The sequence below is a fragment of the Burkholderia ubonensis genome (assembly GCF_902833085.1).
Classification (GTDB): domain Bacteria; phylum Pseudomonadota; class Gammaproteobacteria; order Burkholderiales; family Burkholderiaceae; genus Burkholderia; species Burkholderia ubonensis.
Map to the genome: position 1 here is coordinate 365,785 of NZ_CADFEB010000006.1, position 20,768 is coordinate 386,552.

The window sequence follows — 20,768 nt, forward strand, 5'->3', positions numbered from 1 at the left end:
GCGCGCCGGCCCGCTGCATCGTGATGAGCCCGGGGCTTGCCCGACCGGACGGCCATGTTTCGTGATAATGTCGTGCGCATCCGGCGAACGGTTTCGCCCGCAACGGTGCCGTGCGAGCGTTGCCAGCCCTCTTCGTGTCGAGGATATCGATCATGGCAGTCAGGACGTCACTCCTGCACTCCGTTCTCGCTACGCCTCCTTCCGGCAATCACCGCGTCACGGCGGCGATGCGCCCGTCCCTGCTTTCCACCCTGTTCGAAGACATCCGGCCGATGTTCCTGTCCGGCCTCGCGAGCGGCTTCGTCGCAATCGTCGCGCTGCTTCGGCTGCACCAGACGTGGTGTCTCATCTGGCTGATCGCCGACATCGGCCTGCTCGCCGCGCGAGTCTCGATCGCGCGCGTCTGCGTCGCGCGCCGGGAGGCCGGCGGCGATCGCGCCGAATACTGGGCGCTGCGCTATGCGCCGGTGTCGCTCGTCGCGTGCTTCCTGCTCGGCCTCGGCACGATGGGCTGCGTGGAAGCCGCCGACGTCGAGCTGGGCACGCTGTCGGTGCTGGTCGCGGGCGGCGTGTTCGGCGGGATCGCGTCGCGCAATTCGGCGCTGCCGCGGCTCGCAATGACGCAGATCACGCTCGGCGTGCTGCCGATCGCCCTCGGCGCGCTGCTGGCGCCGCGCAGCGGCGCATGGCTGCTGCTGCCGCCGATCGCGATCTACCTCGTCGCGATGCGCACGGTCGTGCAGCGGCATTACACGGTGCTGGTCGCGCTGATCGCCGCGCGCCAGCGCAACGCCGAACTCGTCGCGCGCTTCGACGCCGCGCTCACGCACATGCCGCACGGGCTGTGCATGGTCGACGGCGACAACCGGGTGATCGTCGCGAACCGGCGCACCGCGCAGCTGTTCGGCTCGCCGCGCGAGATCATGCTGAACATGCCGTTTCCGGACGCCGTGGCCGCGCTCGGCGCAGGCGTGGCCGCGGACCCGGACGGCGCCGAGCTGGCCGCGCGCTGCACCGGCTGGCTTGGCCGCGAGCCCGCGCCGTTCGAGATCACGCTGGCCGACGGGCGGCAGCTCGAGATGACGCGCCGCCAGGTGCCGGACGGCAACGCGGTGATCATCGTCGAGGACGTCACCGCACGCCGCCGCGCGGAGATGCACATCCGCCACCTGGCGCGGCACGATGCGCTGACGGGCCTGCCGAACCGGCACGAGCTTCATGCGGAGCTGAAGCGCATGCTCGCGCGGCGCACGCGCCGTCACGGCCTTGCGCCCGCCGTCATGTACCTGGATCTCGACGGCTTCAAGGCGATCAACGACCGCTTCGGCCATCATGCCGGCGACGACGTGCTGACGCAGGTCGCCGCGCGTCTCAGCGAGACGCTGTCGCAAGGCGAGCTGGTCGCGCGGATCGGCGGCGACGAGTTCGTCGTCGCGATCGACGACACGACGATGCAGGCGTGCTCGGCCCAGGCCGCGCAGATCATCCGGAAGATTTCCGCGCCGTACACGCTGTCGATCGGCGAGACCGTGAGCCTCGGCATCAGCATCGGGATCGCGCTCGACCGCGATTGCGACGCGCCCGACGAGCTGATCCGGCAGGCGGACTGCGCGCTGTACGACGCGAAGTCGTCCGGCAAGGGGATCTACCGCTTCTATTCGAACGGCAGCCGGAGCGTCGCGCCGGCTGCGGCGGGCTGACGGCGCTCGCGGTTCATCATCCGGGGTGTGCGGCATCCCCAGGCACGGCCGGTTTCACGCTCGATACGATTCATGCGCCGCGCGCGGCGTCACGTTACATGTTCCGTAACATCGGGCCGAACAGGCCGTGCAGTTCGCTGCAGAAGCCCGCATGATCGGCGCATCGGCAAGGTATTCCATCCTGGCACTCTTATTGCTGTTCAACGGGTAACAACGAACGTGCCCGGGGAGCGCAATCATGGATACCGTCGAAGTCATCTGCCGCAACGAGCCGATCAACGAAAAGAGCGTGATCGACGGCGCCGCGCTGATCCGCCGCCTGACCACCGTCCGCAGTCCCGACCCGCGCGACACCGCGTGCATGGACAACCCGCCGCTGACGCTGTACGGCGCATATCGCCAGGGCGTCGAGGATTACGCCGCGCGCCGCGCGAATCCGTATCGCGCGGGCAGCCGCTTCTGGGCCTTGTGGGAAGAAGGACGTATCGAAGCTGAAACCGATGCGCGGTGACGCCAGTCGCGCGCCGGCGCCGCGCCGAAGCAGGCGGCAGCGCGCGACGCGGCGCATGCGCCGCCGCCGGCGTGACGCCGGATGGTTTCATCGATGCAACCGCGGCGATCGTTGCGCGTAGCGATTGCATCCGCGATGTTTGTTGGCGATACGACGCGCACGGGCCTTCGACGCGAAGCTGCGCGCGATGCGTGACCGGCGTGCGTCGCCCGGCCAACCGGCGCATCCCCGCGCGTTGACCGCTCCGCTCCGCGCGGCCCGTCCGTCCGTCGCATCCCGCCTGTTTCCCGATAAGATGGCGCATGCTCCGCTCGACGCCCGCTCCGACGAACATGACCGCCACTTATCAGCCCAGCAACCCGATCCGCTGTGAAATCGACCTCGACGCTCCCGGCAAGCATGCCGGCTATCTGCGCCTGCCGCATTCGGTGCACCGCTCCGCCTACGGGTGGCTGCCGATCCCGATCGTGTCGATCCGCAACGGCGACGGCCCGGTCGCGCTGGTGATGGCCGGCAACCACGGCGACGAATACGAAGGCCAGATCATCGTGTCGCAGCTGATGCGCGAGATCGAGCCGGAGATGGTCAGCGGGCAGCTGATCCTGCTGCCGATGGCGAACTTCCCCGCGGCGGACGCGGGCCTGCGCGTGTCGCCGCTCGACGGCGGCAACCTGAACCGCAGCTTTCCCGGCGATCCGGCCGGCACGCCGACGCAGATGATCGCCCATTACATCGAGCACGCGCTGCTGTCCCGCGCGCAATACCTCGTCGACCTGCATTCGGGCGGCAGCTCGCTGCTCTATCACAGCGGCAACATGCTCGCGATCGATCCGCTCGACGCGGACGAAGCCGCGCGGCTCAACGCGCTGCTGGTCGCGTTCGGGCTGCCGAACGCGCTGCTGCACGCGCCGAATCCCGTGCATTCGGCGTCGGCCGCACGCAGGCAAGGCGCGATCTCGATCGTTACCGAGCTCGGCGGCGCGGGCATGGCCGATCCGGCGCTGATCCGGCTCGGCCGCCACGGGCTGCTGCATTACCTCGGCTTCATCGGCCTGCTGCACGGCGCGCTGGTGCCCGCCGCGCCGCCCGCCGTCACGCGCTTCATGCGGGTCGACGGCGAGCGTCACCACGTGTACGCGTACGAGCGCGGCCTTTACGAGCCGCTCGCCGAGCTCGGCGACAAGGTGCGCGCCGGACAGCCGGCCGCGTGGGTGCACTTCCCCGACACGCCGCTGCGCGAGCCGGTGCTGCACCGCTTCGCGGGCGACGGCGAAGTGGTCTGCAAGCGCGTGCAGGCGCAGGTGCAGCGCGGCGACTGCCTGTTCCAGCTCGCGGAGCCGGCCGACCCGCCCAGCATCGGCCGATAGGCCAAAACCGGATCCCTCTTTTCCTCGTGCTGTCTGCCATACGTGGCGGACGGCATGCGTGCGCCATTAACCAACTTGACAAATTAACCCTTTTGGTTATGATCGCAGATGGAAAAGAATACGCCTCACTGCAAGCTGTCCCGAGTCAAAGCGCTCGTCGAGATCGGCAAGGTGCGTTTGACCGCAACAGCGGTAATCGGCGCCCGACAACTGGGCTTCACCGAACTGGAAGCAATCGGCGTCGTGATGTCGCTGACAGTCGTCGATTTCCACAAGAGCATGACGACCTATGCCGACCACACGATATGGCAAGACGTGTATCGGCGCCGCACCGAGCGTGGCGACGTGTATCTGAAACTGACGGTGATCGACGACGTGCTGATCGTGTCTTTCAAGGAGCAATGACAATGAAGTGTCCTGCGTGCGGTGCCGCAAAACTGATCCGTGACACACGAGACATTCCCTATACCTACAAGGGGCGATCGACGGTCGTTCCCGGCATAACGGGCGATTTCTGTCCGGCCTGCGGAGAGTCGGTGCTGGACATCGACGAGGCGACCCGTCTCGGCGAAGCGGTAACGGAGTTCAACAAGCAGGTGAACGCGACCATCGTCGACCCGAAGTTCATCGCGAAGGTGCGCAAGAAGCTGATGCTGGATCAGCGCGAGGCAGCGGAACTCTTCGGCGGCGGGATCAACGCGTTCTCCCGCTACGAGACCGGCAAGACGAACCCGCCGCTCGCCCTGGTGAAATTGTTGAAGATCCTGGACCGTCATCCGGATCTGCTTGCCGAAGTACGCGCGGCGTAGACGCGCGCCATTCGATATCGCGCATGCGTGGAGCCCGATCTTCGACGCATGCGCGCCCCCTTCGCCCACCTACCCCGCTCCCCCTGCAAGCCTTCTGACGTTCCCCGCGAAATACTTATCGAAATTGCTTCGTTCGCCTTTGCCTGCCGCGCCGCTAACGTGTTCGAAACGGCGGCGGACCGCCACTCGCATCGCAGGATGCGCACCGGCCGCCGTCATCACGACAACCGCGCCGCGATAACGGACGATAACGGACCGGCCATGTGCCCGAGCCCCGCAACGAACGTCCGCGTCGCGCGCCTTTCGCGACGCCCATGGCCACGACCGACCGCATCCTCGACACGACGCCGCTCGACGTCCGCGCGCAACCGCTGATCGACGCGCTGATCGAAGAGTATTCCACGCGTTACGACGCGTACCGCCCCGATAGCCGGGCCTCCGCGCGCGAGGAACTCGCACGCTACCCGGCCGAACGGTTCGCGCCGCCCGAAGGCGCGTTCATCCTGCTGCTGCGCGACGGCGAGACGATCGGCGGCGGCGCATTCAAGCGCTACGACGCGCAGACGGCCGAGCTGAAGCGCATCTGGACGCGCACGGACCTCCGGCGCCAGGGGCTCGCGCGGCGCATCGTCGAAGCGCTCGAAGCGCGCGCCGCGCAGCAGGGCTATCGCCGCCTCTACTTGACCACGGGCTTTCGCCAGCCCGAAGCGTGGGCGCTGTACGACCGCACCGGCTATGCGCGCCTGTTCGATTCGTCGATCGATCCCGAAGCGTATTTCCATCTGCCGTTCGGCAAGGACCTGATCGACCCGTCGCGCACGTCGACGCTCGCCGACCTGTGGGCGCCCGAGCCGGCGCTGCCGCGCTGAGCCGCCTTCCCATCCGACTCCGCCCTCCACGATAGAAACAGGACGCTTTCCATGCAACGAGCCGCTCCCTTCGCTTCCCACGTCATCCGCACGCTGGCCGCCGCGCTGCTCGGCCTGAGCGCGTTCGCCGCCGCCGCCGCGACGTTCGACCTGAGCCCCGAGCAGCGCGGCCGCCCGCGCGGCGCCGCGGACCCGGCGGCCGAGCATGCGCTGCCCGCCGGGTTCCGGTTCGCCGAGCCGGACACGCTGACCATCGGCATCGCGCCGAGCCTGCCGCCGATCAGCTCCTATGCGACCGACGCGCGCACGGTCGTCGGCTTCGACGCGGACCTCGGCCAGCTCGTCGCGGACAGCCTAGGCCGCAAGGTGAAGATCGTCGCGCTCGCATGGCCCGACTGGCCGCTCGCGCTCGCGTCGGGCAAGGTCGACGCGGTGATCTCGAACGTCACGGTCACCGAGGAGCGCAAGCAGAAGTTCGACTTCTCGTCGTACCGCAAGGACCAGGTCGGCTTCTACGTGCGCAACGACAGCAAGATCACGGCGATCCGCGAGCCGAAGGACGTCGCGGGCCTGCGCGTCGTGACCGACGCGGGCACCAACCAGGAAAAGATCCTGCTCGCATGGGATCGCGAGAACGTCGCGCATGGCCTCAAGCCGGTCGCCGTCCAGTACTACGACGACCAGGCGATGCGGCTTGTCGCGGTGCAGTCGGGCCGCGCCGACGCGGTGTTCAGCGTGAACTCGGTGCTCGCATTCCAGAGCGCCCAACAGGGCAAGACGCGGCTCGTCGGCGCGATCAGCGGCGGCTGGCCGCGCACCGCCGACATCGCCGTCGCGACGCGCAAGGGCAGCGGCCTCGCCGAGCCGGTGACGATCGCGCTGAACGGGCTGATCCGCAACGGCCTGTACCAGCGGATCCTCGAGCGCTGGAGTCTCGGCTCCGAGGCGATCGGCGAGGCGCGCACCAATCCGCCGGGCCTGCCGAAGTCCTGATCCGCGCGCCATCGTCAACGTCATCCGCAGGATTCGCCGCCCATCATGTCTTACTCGCTATCGTTGCTGGACAAGAGCCCGATCGCCGACGGCACGAGCGCAGCCGACGCGCTGCGCTTCACCGTCGCGCTCGCGCAGCGCGCCGAACAGCTCGGCTACCGCCGCTTCTGGGTCGCCGAGCATCACGGCGCGCCCGGGTTCGCAAGCTCCGCGCCGGAGATCGTCGTCGCCCACCTGCTCGCGCATACGTCGCGCATCCGCGTCGGCTCCGGCGGCGTGATGCTGCAGCACTACAGCCCGTTCAAGGTCGCCGAGACCTTCAAGCTGCTCGCGTCGCTCGCGCCCGGCCGCGTCGACCTGGGCGTCGGCAAGGCGCCCGGCGGGCTGCCGCTGACGACCCGCGCGCTGCAGTGGTTCCACGACCGCGCAAAAAAGCCCGGCTTCGCCGGCCAGCTCGCGGAGCTCGACGCGTTCCTCGGCTGGGGCGTCGCCGAGGACCACCCGCTCGCGGGCGCGGTCGCGACGCCGGTGCCGCCGCAGCCGCCGCAGCGAATCCTGCTCGGCGGCTCGCCGGACAGCGCCGAGCTCGCCGCGCGCCGGGGCTGGCGCTTCTGCTACGCGGGGCATTTCAACGGCGACGAAGCCAATATCGAGCGTTCGCTCGACGCGTATCGCCGCGCCGGCGGCACGCAGCCGCTCGTCGCGCTGTATGCGGTCGCCGCGGCGACCCGCGACGACGCCGAACGGCTGATCGGGCCGCTGCGGATCTTCAAGCTGCAGTTGGCGAGCGGCCAGAGCTTCAACCTCGCCAGCGCGCAGGCGGCGGCCGAGTTCGCGCGGCAAAGCGGCGCGACCGACTACCGGATCGACGAACTGCGTCCGGCCGTGCTCGCCGACACGCCCGAGCGCGTGCACCGCGCGCTCGACGCGCTGAGCCGGCGGCTCGACGTCGACGAGTTCGTCGTCGATTCGCCGCTGACCGACTATGCGGCGCGGCTCGCATCGGTCGAATGGCTCGGCGGCGCGCTCGCGGCCACGCCCCAACGCGCAGACGACGCCGTTGTCGCAGGAATTCCCCTTCTCACCGACTCTCATCCGTGACCCGCCCATGACCAGACGATCCATCACCTTCGGCCTGATGCTGCAAGGCGCCGGCAGCCACATGAATGCGTGGCGGCATCCGAGCAACCCGCCGGACGCGAGCATCAACCTCGACTTCGTCACGCGCATCGCACGCAAGGCCGAGGACCACGGCGTCGCGTTCGCGTTCGTCGCCGACGGCCTCTACATCAACGAGAAGTCGATCCCGCACTTCCTGAACCGCTTCGAGCCGTTGACGGTGCTGTCCGCGCTCGCCACCGCGACGGAGAAGATCGGGCTCGCGGGCACGATCTCGACGTCGTACAGCGAGCCGTTCACGGTCGCGCGCCAGCTCGCGTCGCTCGACGCGATCAGCGGCGGCCGCGCCGGCTGGAACGTCGTGACCACGCCGCTCGAAGGCACCGCGAAGAATTTCGGCAAGACGCATCCCGATCACGCACTGCGCTACGAGATCGCCGACGAGTACCTGAGCGTCGTGCAGGGGCTGTGGGACAGCTGGGACGACGACGCGTTCGTGCGCGACCGCGCGACCGGGCAGTTCTTCGCGCGCGACAAGCTCCACACGCTCGACCACCACGGCCGCTTCTTCGACGTCGCGGGGCCGCTCAACATCCAGCGCTCGCCGCAGGGGCAGCCGGTGATCTTCCAGGCCGGGTCGTCCGACACGGGGATCGCGCTCGCGGGCAAGTACGCGGACGCGGTGTTCACGCATTCGCCGACGCTCGACGACACGCGCGCGTTCACGCAGCGCGTGAAGCAGAGCGCGGTCGAGCACGGCCGCCGCGCCGACGACGTGAAGGTGTTTCCGGGCATCGGGCCGATCGTCGGGCGCACGGCCGCCGAGGCCGAGGAAAAATACCAGGCGATCCGCAACCTGCTGACGATCGACGAGGCGCTCGCATTCCTCGGCCGCTTCTTCGATCACCACGACTTCTCGCAATACCCGCTCGACGCGCCGTTCCCCGAGCTCGGCGAGATCGGCCGCAACAGCTTCCGCTCGACCACCGACCGGATCAAGGCCGATGCGAAGCAGCACGGGTGGACGCTGCGCGAAACCGCGCTCGAGGTCGCGACGCCGCGGCCGAACTTCATCGGCACCGCCGAGCACGTCGCCGACGAGCTGATCCGCTGGATCGACGCGGGCGCCGCCGACGGCTTCATCCTCGGCTTCGCGGTGCAGGCGCAGGGCGTCGACGATTTCTTCGAGCTCGTGGTGCCGGTGCTGGAGGCGCGCGGCCGCTATCGCCGCGACCTGCCCGGCAGCACGCTGCGCGATCACCTCGGGCTGCCGCGCAAGGCGAGCCGCTACGCGGCGGCCGAGGCGGAGCGCGCCACCGTGGCCGACGCGCAGGCCTGACGACGACCATTCGGCCGGCCGCCGCCCGCATGCGGCGCGCCGGCCGACAGACAGGCGGAACCACAGGAACCGTACCGGAGCCCGTATCGACATGAGCGACACCACCCACCTCGGCGCGGCCTCGCCGCATCTTTCACCCCTCGCTCCCGCCGCGCGCGACGCGGGCACGCGCTTCCGGATCGTACCGGCGCGGCATCGTTCGAGCGCGGCCGGCACCGTGCTCGCGCTGGCGCTGATCGCGCTCGTGCTGGTTTCGGTCATCGGCAATCCGCAATGGGGCTGGCCGGTGTTCGCCGAATGGTTCTTCGCGCCGCCGGTGCTGTCCGGGCTCGCGCGCACGCTGGCGCTGACGGCGCTCGGCGCGGTGTTCGGCCTCGTGCTGGGCGCGTTCGTCGCGCTGGCGCGGCTGTCGCGCTCGCGGCTGCTGTCGGCGAGCGCGTGGACGTTCATCTGGCTGTTCCGCTCGATCCCGCTGATCGTGCTGCTGCTGATCCTCAACAATCTCGGCTACCTGTACGAGCACGTGCGGCTCGGCGTGCCGCTCACCGGCATCACGTTCGTCGACATCGCGACGACCGACCTGATCAGCCCGTTCCTCGCGGCGGTGCTCGGCCTGACGCTGCACCACGCGGCGTTCTCCGCCGAAGTGATTCGCGGCGGCATCCTCTCGGTCGACCAGGGCCAGCTCGAGGCCGCGGCGGCGCTCGGCCTGCCGCGCGCGCACCAGACGACGCGCATCGTGCTGCCGCAGGCGATGCGCGCGATCCTGCCGACCGCGTTCAACGACCTGATCATGCTCGCGAAAGGCACGTCGATGGTGTACGTGCTCGCGATGCCCGAGCTGTTCTACACGGTGCAGGTGATCTACCGGCGCAATCTCGAGGTGATTCCGCTGCTGATGGTCGCGACCGTCTGGTATCTGATCATCCTCACGGTGCTGTCGGCGATCCAGGTGCAGGTCGAGCGGCACTACGCGCGCGGCGCGCTGCGCAACCCGCCGCCGTCCGCCCTCACCTTCGTACTTGCGCGTGCCGGCGCGCTGTGGCGGCGTCTGGCCGTGCGCAACGCAGCCGTTGCGGCGGCGCCGGCCGCGGCCGACACGGCCGCACCGCAACGGGGCGGCGAGGTCGCGGTGCACGCGGTGTCGAAGCAGTTCGGCGCGCAGCGCGTGCTCGAGCGCGTATCGTTCGTCGCGCCGCGCGGCAGCGTGACGGCGATCGTCGGGCCGTCCGGCTCCGGCAAGTCGACGCTGCTGCGCACGATCAACCATCTCGAGCGCGTCGACGACGGCTACATCGACATCGACGGCGAGCTGATCGGCTACCGGCGCGACGGCGACGTGCTCTACGAGCTGAAGGAGCGCGACGTGCTGAAGCGCCGCACCGCGGTCGGCATGGTGTTCCAGAATTTCAACCTGTTCCCGCATCTGACCGTGCTGGAGAACCTGGTCGAGGCGCCGGTCGCCGTCGGCGGCGCGACCCGCGACGCCGCCGAGCGCACCGCGCGCGCGCTGCTCGCGCGCGTCGGGCTCGCGGACAAGGCCGACGCGTATCCGCGCCAGTTGTCCGGCGGCCAGCAGCAGCGCGTCGCGATCGCACGCGCGCTCGCGCTGCGGCCGAAGGTGCTGCTGTTCGACGAGCCGACGTCCGCGCTCGATCCGGAGCTCGTCAACGAGGTGCTCGACGTGATCAAGGAACTCGCGCGCTCCGGCACGACGCTCGTGATCGTCACGCACGAAATCGGCTTCGCGCGCGAAGTCGCGGACAACGTGCTGTTCATGGAAAGCGGACGTATCGTCGAGGCGGGGCCGCCCGCGATCGTGCTCGACCAGCCGACCCATCCGCGCACGCGCGAATTCCTGTCGCGGGTGCTGTGACGCCCGCTTTCCTCTCCGGACCAGCGAGACACATGCCGATGATCGACCGACGCCTGTTCCTCACCGCCGCCTTCGCCGCGACGGCGGGCCTGCCGCTGCGCACGGCGTTCGCCGCCGCCGCGCTCGCGGATCTCGACCCGCGCCAGGCGGGCCGCGTGCGGGCGCCGCGCGATCCGGCCGCGATTCGTGCGGCGAGCGGCTACCGCTGGGTGCGCGACGGCGCGTTCACCGTCGCGATCTCGCCGCATGCGCCGCCCGTATCGACCTACGCGACGGACGCCCGCACCGTGGTCGGCGCGGACCCCGACTATGCGCAGCTCGTGGCCGACGCGTTCGGCCGCACGCTCGCGCTGGTGCCGATCGCGTGGGCCGACTGGCCGCTCGGCTTGACCTCGGGCAAGTACGACGCGGTGATCTCGAACGTCGGCGTGACCGAGAAGCGCAAGGAGAAATACGATTTCACGACCTACCGGCTCGGGCTGCACGGCTTCTACGTGCGCACCGCGAGCCCGATCGTGAAGATCGCCGAACCGAAGGACGTTGCCGGGCTGCGCATCATCACGGGCGCGGGGACGAGCCAGGAGCGGATCCTGCTCGAATGGAGCCGCCGCAACGTCGCGCAGGGGCTCAGGCCGACCGAGCTGCAGTATTTCGACGACGACGCGGCCGCGCGCGTCGCGCTGCTGTCGGGGCGCGCCGATGCAGTACTGAACCCGGACGCGGCACTCGCCTATGAAGCGGCGCGGGACCGCAAGCTGCGGCGCGTCGGGCTCGTCAATGCGGGCTGGCCCGCCAATGCGGACGTCGCGATCGCGACGCGCAAGGGCAGCGGCCTGGCCGCCGCGTTGACGCTTGCCACCAATACGCTGATTGCCAATGGGCGGTATGGGCAGGCGCTTGCGCGCTGGGGCCTGCAGAACGAGGCCGTGGCGCGTGCGGAGACGAATCCGCCGGGGTTGCCGGCGTTTTGATGAATTTCGCCGCGTTGGGCAGCATGCGCCGAACCATGAATGTAAAGTCGCCCGAGGCCGAGCCGGGCGCACCAGATACCGATCGGGTGCCGCTCAAGCGGCCGCTTCCGTGCAGAGCGCCCGAATGAAAACGATCAGGGCAACGGCGACTTGACTCATCCGATGAGATTTGAAAATTTGATCTGATCGCGAACCAATTCAATCCTGCCGGCCACAAATCCGATTCCGAGAGTGTCGATGATATCCCGGATCTCCAGCATCACATCCGAACCGCTGATCGCAATCATGATGATTGCCCGGAAGGCACGCTCGGAAATGTTCATGTCATTCGATGCGGTTTTGCAAAAGTCATCGAATTTGCCTGCGTGATGACTTTCCGTGGACATGTACCTCCCCGTTTCGCAAAGCGCAGCGTGAATCAATCGCCAATCGGCGACATATTTGGCGAACAACCCCCATCTAACCCTGTATCCGGGATTAATCAACGGGAAAATAATTTCAAGCGATTGAATTCCCGGTGGCGCAACATTGACGGTCAGCGCCAATAAATTCGCAATATTGCGGCTCTCCGTGAGATAGCGAATCGACGACTCAATGTGACGTTTGACCTCATCTGATTGATCGTCACTGAGTTGATCGTGCATCACTGTTCCGGCCCGCGAGGGCATCACGTTTCTCGATTAGAGCGGCACATGCGCGAACCCGACGCAACGCGCCGCCCCTGCCATGTCATCGATACCAAGCCAGTCATCGCCACCGCTTCGCATCGACGCGCAGGAACCACCGCCACTCAATGTGCCGGTCTTTCCCGCACCAACTCACCGACGAACGCCAGCAATGCAAGCAGCCCGAACAGCGCGGCAAGCACGCACACGCCCAGCCATCCGTATTCGACCCACGCCCAGCCGGAAATCGCCGAACCAATCGCTCCGCCGACCATGAACACGCCGACAAACGCCCCGTTCACGCGGCCCCTGATTTCCGGGCGAAGCAGATTGATGACCCGGCGTCCCAAGGTCTGGTCGCCGATGACACCGGCATCCAGCACCAGGGCAGACAACACCAGCAAGCCCAGCCCCACCGGCACGCCGTGCTGTATGGCGAGCCTCGGAACGAGCCATCCGCCGGCGGCCGCCAGCAGCATCGAAAAGATGATCAGCAGATGGGAGACGATCGTCCCGATCGTCGTCAGTCCTCTATCGCCCAAACGGCCCGCCATGGGCGCGACAAACACGCCCGCGACGCCCGACATCGTGACCATCGCTATGCCGATCTTTCCCAGATTGAATGGCGACTGGGCCAGCCTGAGGGCAATCGAAGTCCAGAACATCCCGAACGCAACCATGCAAAGCGCCTGATACAGGGCTCGCCGGCGCAACTGCTTCTCCTGCACCAGCAGCATCCAGACCGAGCCGATCAATCTGAAATACCTCTCGTCTCGAGAGACCGAGCGCGCCGGAATCTTCGGCACAATCACCACCACCACGCACGCCACCAGGCAGGCCAGTAGCGCATAGAACGATCGCCAGCCGGCGAAATCCGTGGCAATGCTCGCCAATGGCCGGGAAAGCAGGAATCCCAACATCAATCCGCTGACTACGTTGCCAACGACACGTCCGCGCCGCTGCTCGGAACTCAGCAGTCCGGCCATCGGTACGAGCAATTGAGTCGCGCTCGTGGTAACGCCGGACACGAACGACACGATCACCATGAACGTGAAGTTCATCGAGACACACATCAGCACCAACGCGAGCACGTCGAAAAACAACGCCATTTTCAGAAGGTACTTGTTGTCGATGAGGTCAGTTAGCGGCACGACAAAAAACAGGCCGATGGCGTACCCAAGCAGGCATGCCGTGGTAACCAACCCGGCCAAGGTCGCGGGCACTCCGAAGGAGCGCCCGATGTCGGCGCCCAGCGATTGTGACGCGTACAGGTTCAGCGCGATGACTGCGACCGCCGCTGCAAACAGGAAGGTCGTACCGGCGCTGATGTCGCCTGCGGGCCCCCGGAAAGACCGCTCTCCAGCTTGACTCATCGAATTTTTCATCATGTCCGAAGTCCGACCTCGAAATCTTGAGTTCAATAAAATGCCACAACCCGACTCGGCCCACCGCTTCCACCACGTACTTTTGGCGCCCCAACCGAAAGCATCGCGCCTTTCGCGGGCAGCCTGTCCAGATTGGATACCGCCTCGATTCCGTAGCGTCCGCTTCCCAGCCAAAGCCGATGCACCGGGAAATCCTTCTCCGCGCCTGGATCCAGCGACAGCGTGTCGACAACCAATGCTTTCGCCATCGTCGACTCGAGGATGGCGTGGACGGTCTCCACGTGAAATCCCGGAAAATGCATGGACGCCCCGTCGGCGCTCATATTCTTGAACTTTCGATCCGACACATACTTGTCCCACCCTGACAACATGGCGATCGCGGCACCGTCAGGCACCTCCCCGTTCCGGTCCATCCACGTCCTCAGATCGTCGGGCGTCACACTGGCATTCGCGTCTTTGCGAGCCTTCTCCCTGATATCGATCACCACCAGCGGCAACACCAGGTCCTCGACCGGGATTTCGTCGACCGATTTCCCATCGGCGGTAAAGTGCAGCGGCGCGTCCACATGCGTTCCCGTGTGCTCGACGACCCGCCATTCCCACTGGTTGAAACCGTGATCCCCGTGATTGAACTGCCTGGTAAAAAAGAACTGCTGCGATCCCATGAAGGTCGGAAAATTCTCATGCAGCGCATGCGTCAGATCCTCGACGCAGAACGGATAGGACATTTGCTGAGAATAGGCGCGCTCGGGGCGATGGTCGATCTTCTCGCGCATACGGCGGAAAAAATCCTGCTCATCGGCGTCCGCGTTCAGCATGTTCTTTTTTACCGAACCAATGACTTTCTCATCACACATAGCCACCTCTCGCAATCCAGGTTCAAGCCGGCAGATTTACTGCATGGACACCAGCCCGCACTGAAAATAAAAAGCATCGAAATAGTGCTTCGTCTTGATCGCAATCGATCGATCCAGCCTGCCCGCGTTGAATATCATCCTGCTGCTCGCGAGCAAGCTGGAGTCGGCGATAACGGGAACACTGGAATTGAACGAGAAAGGAGGAACGGCACCTGGCACACAATGCATCATCGAATGCACCGAGCCTTCGGTGGCAAGCTGTGCGTTCCTCCCGTCCATCAGCATGGCAACGGCCTTGAAATCCACGCGTTTGTTCCCTGGCACCACGACCAGAACGTATCTTTTGTCTTCATTTTTCTTCGAGTACCGCACCTCGATCAGCATGGATTTTGCCGCCTCGGAAAGCTCGTGGCGGCGAACTATGCTCGCGACGTCGGTGCGCCCCTCCGGAATGTGAGGAATAAATTCGAAGCCGATTGCCGACCTATCGAGCAATTCTATTATATTCCAGAATACGTTCATTATATTCGCCTGATGATCAGGTGATCGCGGTTCATCGCTCATCCAGAGTCATCCGCCATTAAATATGACGGCGATCGTTTACGAAAACGATCAGATTACTTTCTTTCCGAGATGAACAAATATCTGAACTGTTCAATGCCGGCCTCGTAAGCAGCCTCGTCGAGCCTGAACTTGTACAGATCATCCGAGCCTTCGTCGCGGAAGTCCTTCTCCAGCGACCTCAGGATCTCGACCTTCTTCGCCCAATGCTCGTTTTCCTCCGCGGAGAAGTCGATTGCCTCATAATTGCCGAAATTCTTCTTCAGTTCATGAGCCAGTTCGGTCAATTCGGGGCGCCATGTATCCCTCGTGAACGATCGCTTCGGAAACGTTCTGAAGATGGCGATTTTCGCGCCGGGCGCCGTGATATCCCGGAACTGCTTCAGGGTATGGGCAAGATCACGCGTAAAATAAATCGTATCGATCGATACTACAAAATTGAATGAATTGTCCTGAAATTCCAGATTCTGCAAATCCATCTCGCGAAATTCGAGAGGTTTGTTCAGTTTCGATACGCGTGCCTGCGCCTCCTGGATGGCGCTTCGGGCCAGGTCGATGCCGGTGATCTTCGCACCGGTCCGATCGAAGAGGTACTCGGCGATCAATCCATAGCCGCAGCCGACATCCAGAATGCGATCGTTCGGTGTCGGATTCAGCTTCGCGAGCATCACGTCGAGTTGCTTGAAATCAGCCATGCCATGCTGGCCGAAGTTTTCTCCATAAACCCGCCTGCAGAACTCGGCATGCGCGGCACTCGACAGCGCCTCCGCGTAATACTTCTCGTATGAAGCCGCTCTGGCGCTCTGCTTGTCCGAATTATTGTAATTCAACAGATATTGAATCTGCGTTTCCTTGCCGTCGATGCTGTACGGTTCGTGCGAACCCGCGGTTTCCTTTGACGCTCTCGCCAGGTAGGCGGCAAGCGAACTGACGCTCGGGTTCGATACCAGCTCCGAAAGCGGGACAGCAATACCCAGTTCGACCTCGAGTCGACTGACCAACAACATGGCGGTCAGTGAATGACCGCCGGACTCAAAGAAGTTGGCTTCGGTTCCGACCGAATCATCGCTCAATATTTTCTGCCAGATCGGCAAGACTTTTCTCTCGAAATCAGCACGGCTAGACTCAATAAATGCATTCATTTCATGTCCTTATTGAATAATTCCAGCACACTTCGCCTACAGACTTTTTGATTTTCAGTCAACGGAAAATCGCTCACCAGCACCATTCGTGATGGGATCATGTAATCTGGGACCATCTCACGCAGCGCCTTTCGGATAGCATCCAGACTCGATCCCTCGTCACAGATCAACGCCGTTACCAGAATTGCATTGCCTCCCCCATCTTGAGACACGGTCAAATAAACCGATCGCACGCCCCGACATTTCAGTAGTGCAGACTCCACCTCCCCCAGCTCCACCCGATTGCCGTTTATTTTCAATTGCCCATCTTCCCGCCCTACGTAAATCAACAACCCTTCGCGATTTTTATACGCAAAATCCCCGGTTTTGTAAAAAATGGAACTCTCCGCGCGAGGATCGGAAATAAATGCATCTCGCGTCTTCTCGGGCTGTTTCAAGTAGCCGGCAGCAACGCTTGGCCCCGATATATATATCTCGCCGATCTCTCCGGCAGCGACAGGCACCAATTCATCCGACAGCAAAGCGATACCCACCCCTGGGATAGGCACGCCGATCGGCACCGAAACGCCGATATCGACCCGAGGATCGTATCGATGGACCATGCATCCGACCGTCGCTTCAGTCGGCCCATATTCATTGATGATCTCGACTGCCGGCAGCTTGGTGGTGATTTCACGCGCCACCTTCGTTTTCAGATCCTCCCCACCCACGATGAGGCGTTTGATACTCACCCTCGAGTCGGCGTATGCCTCGAGCACTTGCAGATAGGCCGGTGTGATCTTCACGACATCGATAGATCGATCGCGAACGATCTTTTTAATCACCAAGGGATCGGATATTCCATCGAACACGCTCACGGACGCCCCAACCAACAACGGCGGGAATATGCACGTCACGGTAAAGTCAAACGCGAGCGTCGAATACAGCGCGATCCTGGTGGACGAAGAGTCGATGTATCGCTCGATGGCGAACTTCGTGTAATGCAACAAATTGGCATGCGTGACAAGCACGCCCTTTGGCTGTCCCGACGATCCGGACGTGTAGATGATGTAGGCGGTATCATCTCCCGCGATCGCGGCCGCGCCTTCCACCCCGCCTTCTGCGTCACCTGAAATGGCATCGATGCAGAGGGATTTCGTCGTGGCCGACTTCAGCCTGTCGGCATGGGATCGGGAGTACAGCAGCAGATCGGCCTCACTGTTCTCCAGTATCCTCGACACTCGATCTGCAGGATTCCGGATATCAATCGGCAAATACGCGGCTCCGAGCCTCAGGACGGCAAACACCGCCGCAATCAGATCGGATCCATGTGCGACCGATAACGCAACAATCGACTTTCTCCGCACGCCGAGCAGGGACAACTGCCCTGAGATGACCTGTACCCTCTCCTGCAATTTTTCGTACGTCACTATCCCATCGTCACCGGCAATGGCAACTCGATGAGGTGTCCTTAGTGCTTGCTGCACAAACAGATCGTAGACATTTTCAGCAGACTGTTTGCCCTGCGTCAGACCGATCTCGTGACGTTCCCCAGCCCTCGAAGTCGAAGCGCTTTCAATGGTACGCATAGCGAGTGTCCGTTAGTCAATCAGGAGCCGAGATATTCGAGATCCTGACGGGTCAGGATCGACGCAACCGTTCCGTCATCGATAAATGCCTTGCCGGCGGCAATCGCGGGTTCAAACCACCGGTCGTACGCCATGGACGCGACATCTTGCCTGACGCGATCGCGCAACGGGCCAAGCCGATCGCCGTGCTCCAGGCCCCGATGGTCGCAACCCTCGATGGCCGCCAGCAACTCGATCGCGAGGATGGATTTGACGTTTTCCACCATGTCCAGGACTCGACGCGCGCCATGCGTTGCCATCGATACAAAGTCCTCGAAATTGGCGGCAGTGGGAATGCTGTCGACGCTCGCGGGATTCGCTCGTTGCTTGGTTTCAGCTGCCAGTGCAGCGGCCACGATTTGTGCCGTCATGAAACCGGAATGGATTCCGGCTCCCTTGGTGAGAAACGGAGGGAGTTTGGACTGGGTGCTATCGACGAGCATCGCAATTCGTCTTTCCGAGATTCCGCCGATCTCGCTCACCGCGATTGCCATGATGTCGGCCGCGAAGGCGACTGGCTCCGCATGGAAATTCCCGCCTGACAATATTTCCTTGGTCTCGGTGAACAGGAGAGGGTTATCTGTCACCGCATCGCCCTCCAACTGCAGCGTCGTAGCCGCAAATTTCAAAAGATCCAGGATGGCGCCCATGACCTGAGGCTGGCAGCGAATGCAATAGGGATCCTGCACGCGCCCGGAATGTGCGGATTCACGCCTGAATCCGCTCGGCGCGAGCAGCGCCCGCAGCGCCGACGCAACGGTAATCTGTCCTTTCTGCCGGCGGATTTCATGAATACGGGGGTCGAATGCCTCGAGCTTCCCGAGCGTCGCTTCCGTGCTCAAGGCGCCGGTCACAATTGCGCTGCGGAACAAGCGCTCCGTTTCAAACAAACCCGCTAACGCGATAGCTGTCGAAACCTGCGTCCCATTCAGCAACGACAGTCCTTCCTTCGGCCCCAGCACGACCGGAGTCAAACCAAGCTTGGGAAGAACCACCTCCGCCGGCAGGATTTCCCCCTTGAATCGAATGCTTCCTTTGCCAAGCAGTACCGCTGACATGTGGGCCAGCGGCGCCAAGTCTCCGGACGCGCCAACCGATCCTTGCGAGGGAATGACCGGCAACGCATCTTCGCCGATCAGCTTGAGAAAGAACGTTACAACGTCGCGACTGACTCCGGAATGGCCCTTGGCAATCGTGGCGATTTTCAGCGTCATCGCCAGTCTGACGATGTCATCGGGAAGCGGCGCGCCGACGCCCACAGTATTTGACAGCACCAGGTTGCTTTGCAACTCGTTGAGCTCATCCGGGGAGATAGGGGTATTTGAGAAATTCCCGAACCCGGTGGTAACGCCGTAAATTGTCTTCTTGGTTTCCACGAACTCCCGGAGCACCTTGGCTGCGGCATCGGTCGAGGCCCATGCTCCCTGCGTCAGCTTGATCTCGACTTTACTGCTGTATATTTTTCTCCAAACATCCAGATCGCCGCCCTCTGCATTCAGATAAATGACTTCCATGATTGAGATTCCAAATGGCCGAATAAATTGGATAAAGGTGAATTGGATCCTTCGATCAAACTGCAAACAGAAATCCGATCAGCTATCTCGGACGGCACCTCGCCGGCCGCAACGGACCGGATATTCGGGGTCGAGTCTCAACCATCCGAGGCTTCGCCCAGATTTTTAAATTAACGATGCTGAATACAACGACACGATGGCAAGCACAACAACCGCGTTAGGCGGTTTTGCTGCATGACGACTTCAAGTACGACGATTGATGCGAAATCGAATGAAACAGTGGCGATCTCAAACAAGATCAAGCAAATGCACTGCCCACCAATACGCTGCAACCTGGCAAGCGCGTCGTCGATCCTGGCGGGGTAACATCGAACGTCAATTAGAACGTCATCCAGTCACACACTGGATCATTCTTGTTGGTGCCATATCGCATGCAATGCGAAAAGAAGCGTGACCGATACGACTGTCGAGTTGTCTCAACTGCTATTCGTAGCATACGATGAGATTGATCAGACGATATCCCTGTCGAATAGTCTCGTCAAGATATTTTTGTGCGGTTAAAATCGCATGGCATGCAACTTTCTTGTGATCACAAATGACCTCAGACTCACAGCCACTGGATGGTATTCAATCGGACCTCGATGCTCGCCTGATCGCGGAACGCGTCAGAAATCTCTTCGAGCGAAAAGGCATCACGAAGCGCCGCCATGCCGCAACGATCTGCGAATACCTGCACCTGAGCCCATCGCAGGCGCATCGCAAGATCAAGGGCGAGAGCCCGTGGACACTGGCACAGATAAGGGAGATTGCATCGGCATTCGATGTCGCGCCCGCCGAATTATTTCAGGAAGTGGATGATTTCGATAATCTGAATTATATTGGCCAACGTTCCGTTTTGATGGTCGGCAACGACGAACTGACATGCATCGCGCAGATCGGCGGCGAGGTCACGACTGACGCTCCTTCTACTTTGTTTGTCGCATTGCGGATTGGTGAGCAGTGGCGCGTCTATCGTACCGGGCAAGCGCCAGCCGGAAAGCAATATCAGGTGGAAAAAATCGAGATCGACGGCAGGCGCCCGCTGGCCGATAAACCGATCATTGCCATTCTCGACGACAATTCGAATGCGGCGGACGAGCTCTCTCGCTCACTGCAGAAAAGGGACTTTTCGACCGTCCCGTTCTACTCTATCGATGCACTGCTGGCCGCCGTGGAAAGGACGCGCTTCAGCGGCTTCATCCTCGATTGGATGATTGGCAGCGAGACTGCCCGGAGGTGCATCGAGGCGATCAGGGTCAAACACAACATTGATTCTCCGATTATCATCTTGACCGCCTACATGGGGCATGCGGGGCACGCGATCGCCATCGCGGAAATGATGACGATTCACAAGATCATTGGTCCGTACGAGAAGCCCGCTCGTGCCCCGGTGATTGCAGCAGCCCTCGAACCCTATTGCACACGATGAATCAGCGCACCCCAC

19 protein-coding genes are annotated in these 20,768 nt (G+C 63.3%); 12 read left to right on the forward strand and 7 right to left on the reverse strand.

Annotated features, from left to right (window positions below; genetic code table 11):
* The first annotated feature begins 152 nt into the window (after positions 1–152).
* From HWX31_RS18795 to HWX31_RS18845, 11 genes are all read left to right on the forward strand, one after another.
* Positions 153–1,700: a sensor domain-containing diguanylate cyclase gene (locus HWX31_RS18795; protein WP_174960250.1), complete on the forward strand. Its 1,548-nt coding sequence runs from the start codon at positions 153–155 to the stop codon at positions 1,698–1,700.
* A gap of 238 nt (positions 1,701–1,938) precedes the next feature.
* Positions 1,939–2,211, forward strand: a complete 273-nt coding sequence (locus HWX31_RS18800; RefSeq protein ID WP_059588792.1) for a hypothetical protein — start codon at positions 1,939–1,941, stop codon at positions 2,209–2,211.
* Between the two features lie 332 nt (positions 2,212–2,543).
* On the forward strand, positions 2,544–3,578 hold the full coding sequence (locus HWX31_RS18805; protein WP_059613585.1) for a succinylglutamate desuccinylase/aspartoacylase family protein: 1,035 nt from the start codon (positions 2,544–2,546) through the stop codon (positions 3,576–3,578).
* Between the two features lie 108 nt (positions 3,579–3,686).
* Positions 3,687–3,983 (forward strand): type II toxin-antitoxin system MqsR family toxin, encoded by a 297-nt coding sequence (locus HWX31_RS18810; protein ID WP_174960252.1) that lies wholly within the window; start codon positions 3,687–3,689, stop codon positions 3,981–3,983.
* Positions 3,984–3,985: 2 nt separating this feature from the next.
* Positions 3,986–4,387, forward strand: a complete 402-nt coding sequence (locus HWX31_RS18815; protein ID WP_010096397.1) for a type II toxin-antitoxin system MqsA family antitoxin — start codon at positions 3,986–3,988, stop codon at positions 4,385–4,387.
* A gap of 314 nt (positions 4,388–4,701) precedes the next feature.
* On the forward strand, positions 4,702–5,256 hold the full coding sequence (locus HWX31_RS18820) for a GNAT family N-acetyltransferase (protein WP_059970091.1): 555 nt from the start codon (positions 4,702–4,704) through the stop codon (positions 5,254–5,256).
* 51 nt (positions 5,257–5,307) lie between these two features.
* Complete coding sequence (locus HWX31_RS18825) at positions 5,308–6,249, forward strand: ABC transporter substrate-binding protein (RefSeq protein ID WP_174960255.1); 942 nt, start codon at positions 5,308–5,310, stop codon at positions 6,247–6,249.
* A gap of 45 nt (positions 6,250–6,294) precedes the next feature.
* A complete protein-coding gene (locus HWX31_RS18830; RefSeq protein ID WP_174960257.1) occupies positions 6,295–7,350 on the forward strand; it encodes an LLM class flavin-dependent oxidoreductase in 1,056 nt (351 codons plus the stop codon).
* A 7-nt stretch (positions 7,351–7,357) separates the two neighbouring features.
* A complete protein-coding gene (locus tag HWX31_RS18835; RefSeq protein WP_174960259.1) occupies positions 7,358–8,707 on the forward strand; it encodes an LLM class flavin-dependent oxidoreductase in 1,350 nt (449 codons plus the stop codon).
* Between the two features lie 91 nt (positions 8,708–8,798).
* Entirely contained in the window at positions 8,799–10,583 is a 1,785-nt protein-coding gene (locus HWX31_RS35200) for an amino acid ABC transporter permease/ATP-binding protein (protein ID WP_174960261.1), read from the forward strand.
* Between the two features lie 38 nt (positions 10,584–10,621).
* On the forward strand, positions 10,622–11,554 hold the full coding sequence (locus tag HWX31_RS18845; RefSeq protein WP_174960263.1) for an ABC transporter substrate-binding protein: 933 nt from the start codon (positions 10,622–10,624) through the stop codon (positions 11,552–11,554).
* 155 nt (positions 11,555–11,709) lie between these two features.
* Here the strand turns inward: HWX31_RS18845 and HWX31_RS18850 are convergent, their stop codons facing one another.
* The 7 genes from HWX31_RS18850 to hutH form a co-directional block, all read right to left on the reverse strand.
* The gene (locus HWX31_RS18850) at positions 11,710–12,198 is read right to left on the reverse strand and encodes a hypothetical protein (RefSeq protein WP_174960265.1); all 489 of its coding nucleotides are present in this window, start codon (positions 12,196–12,198) and stop codon (positions 11,710–11,712) included.
* Positions 12,199–12,344: 146 nt separating this feature from the next.
* Entirely contained in the window at positions 12,345–13,607 is a 1,263-nt protein-coding gene (locus HWX31_RS18855; RefSeq protein WP_208456084.1) for an MFS transporter, read from the reverse strand.
* A 29-nt stretch (positions 13,608–13,636) separates the two neighbouring features.
* A complete protein-coding gene (locus HWX31_RS18860; protein WP_174960267.1) occupies positions 13,637–14,461 on the reverse strand; it encodes a cyclase family protein in 825 nt (274 codons plus the stop codon).
* Between the two features lie 36 nt (positions 14,462–14,497).
* A complete protein-coding gene (locus HWX31_RS18865; RefSeq protein ID WP_174960269.1) occupies positions 14,498–15,025 on the reverse strand; it encodes a YbaK/EbsC family protein in 528 nt (175 codons plus the stop codon).
* A gap of 53 nt (positions 15,026–15,078) precedes the next feature.
* Positions 15,079–16,164, reverse strand: a complete 1,086-nt coding sequence (locus HWX31_RS18870) for a class I SAM-dependent methyltransferase (RefSeq protein WP_174960271.1) — start codon at positions 16,162–16,164, stop codon at positions 15,079–15,081.
* A complete protein-coding gene (locus tag HWX31_RS18875) occupies positions 16,161–17,732 on the reverse strand; it encodes an amino acid adenylation domain-containing protein (protein WP_174960273.1) in 1,572 nt (523 codons plus the stop codon). The genes HWX31_RS18870 and HWX31_RS18875 overlap by 4 nt, the downstream gene beginning before the upstream one ends.
* Positions 17,733–17,752: 20 nt before the next feature.
* Positions 17,753–19,285 (reverse strand): histidine ammonia-lyase, encoded by a 1,533-nt coding sequence (gene hutH / locus HWX31_RS18880; RefSeq protein ID WP_174960275.1) that lies wholly within the window; start codon positions 19,283–19,285, stop codon positions 17,753–17,755.
* 595 nt (positions 19,286–19,880) lie between these two features.
* Between hutH and HWX31_RS18885 the strand changes: the two genes are divergently transcribed.
* Positions 19,881–20,753, forward strand: coding sequence for a helix-turn-helix domain-containing protein (locus HWX31_RS18885; RefSeq protein WP_174960277.1), 873 nt, complete (start codon positions 19,881–19,883; stop codon positions 20,751–20,753).
* Positions 20,754–20,768: the final 15 nt, after the last annotated feature.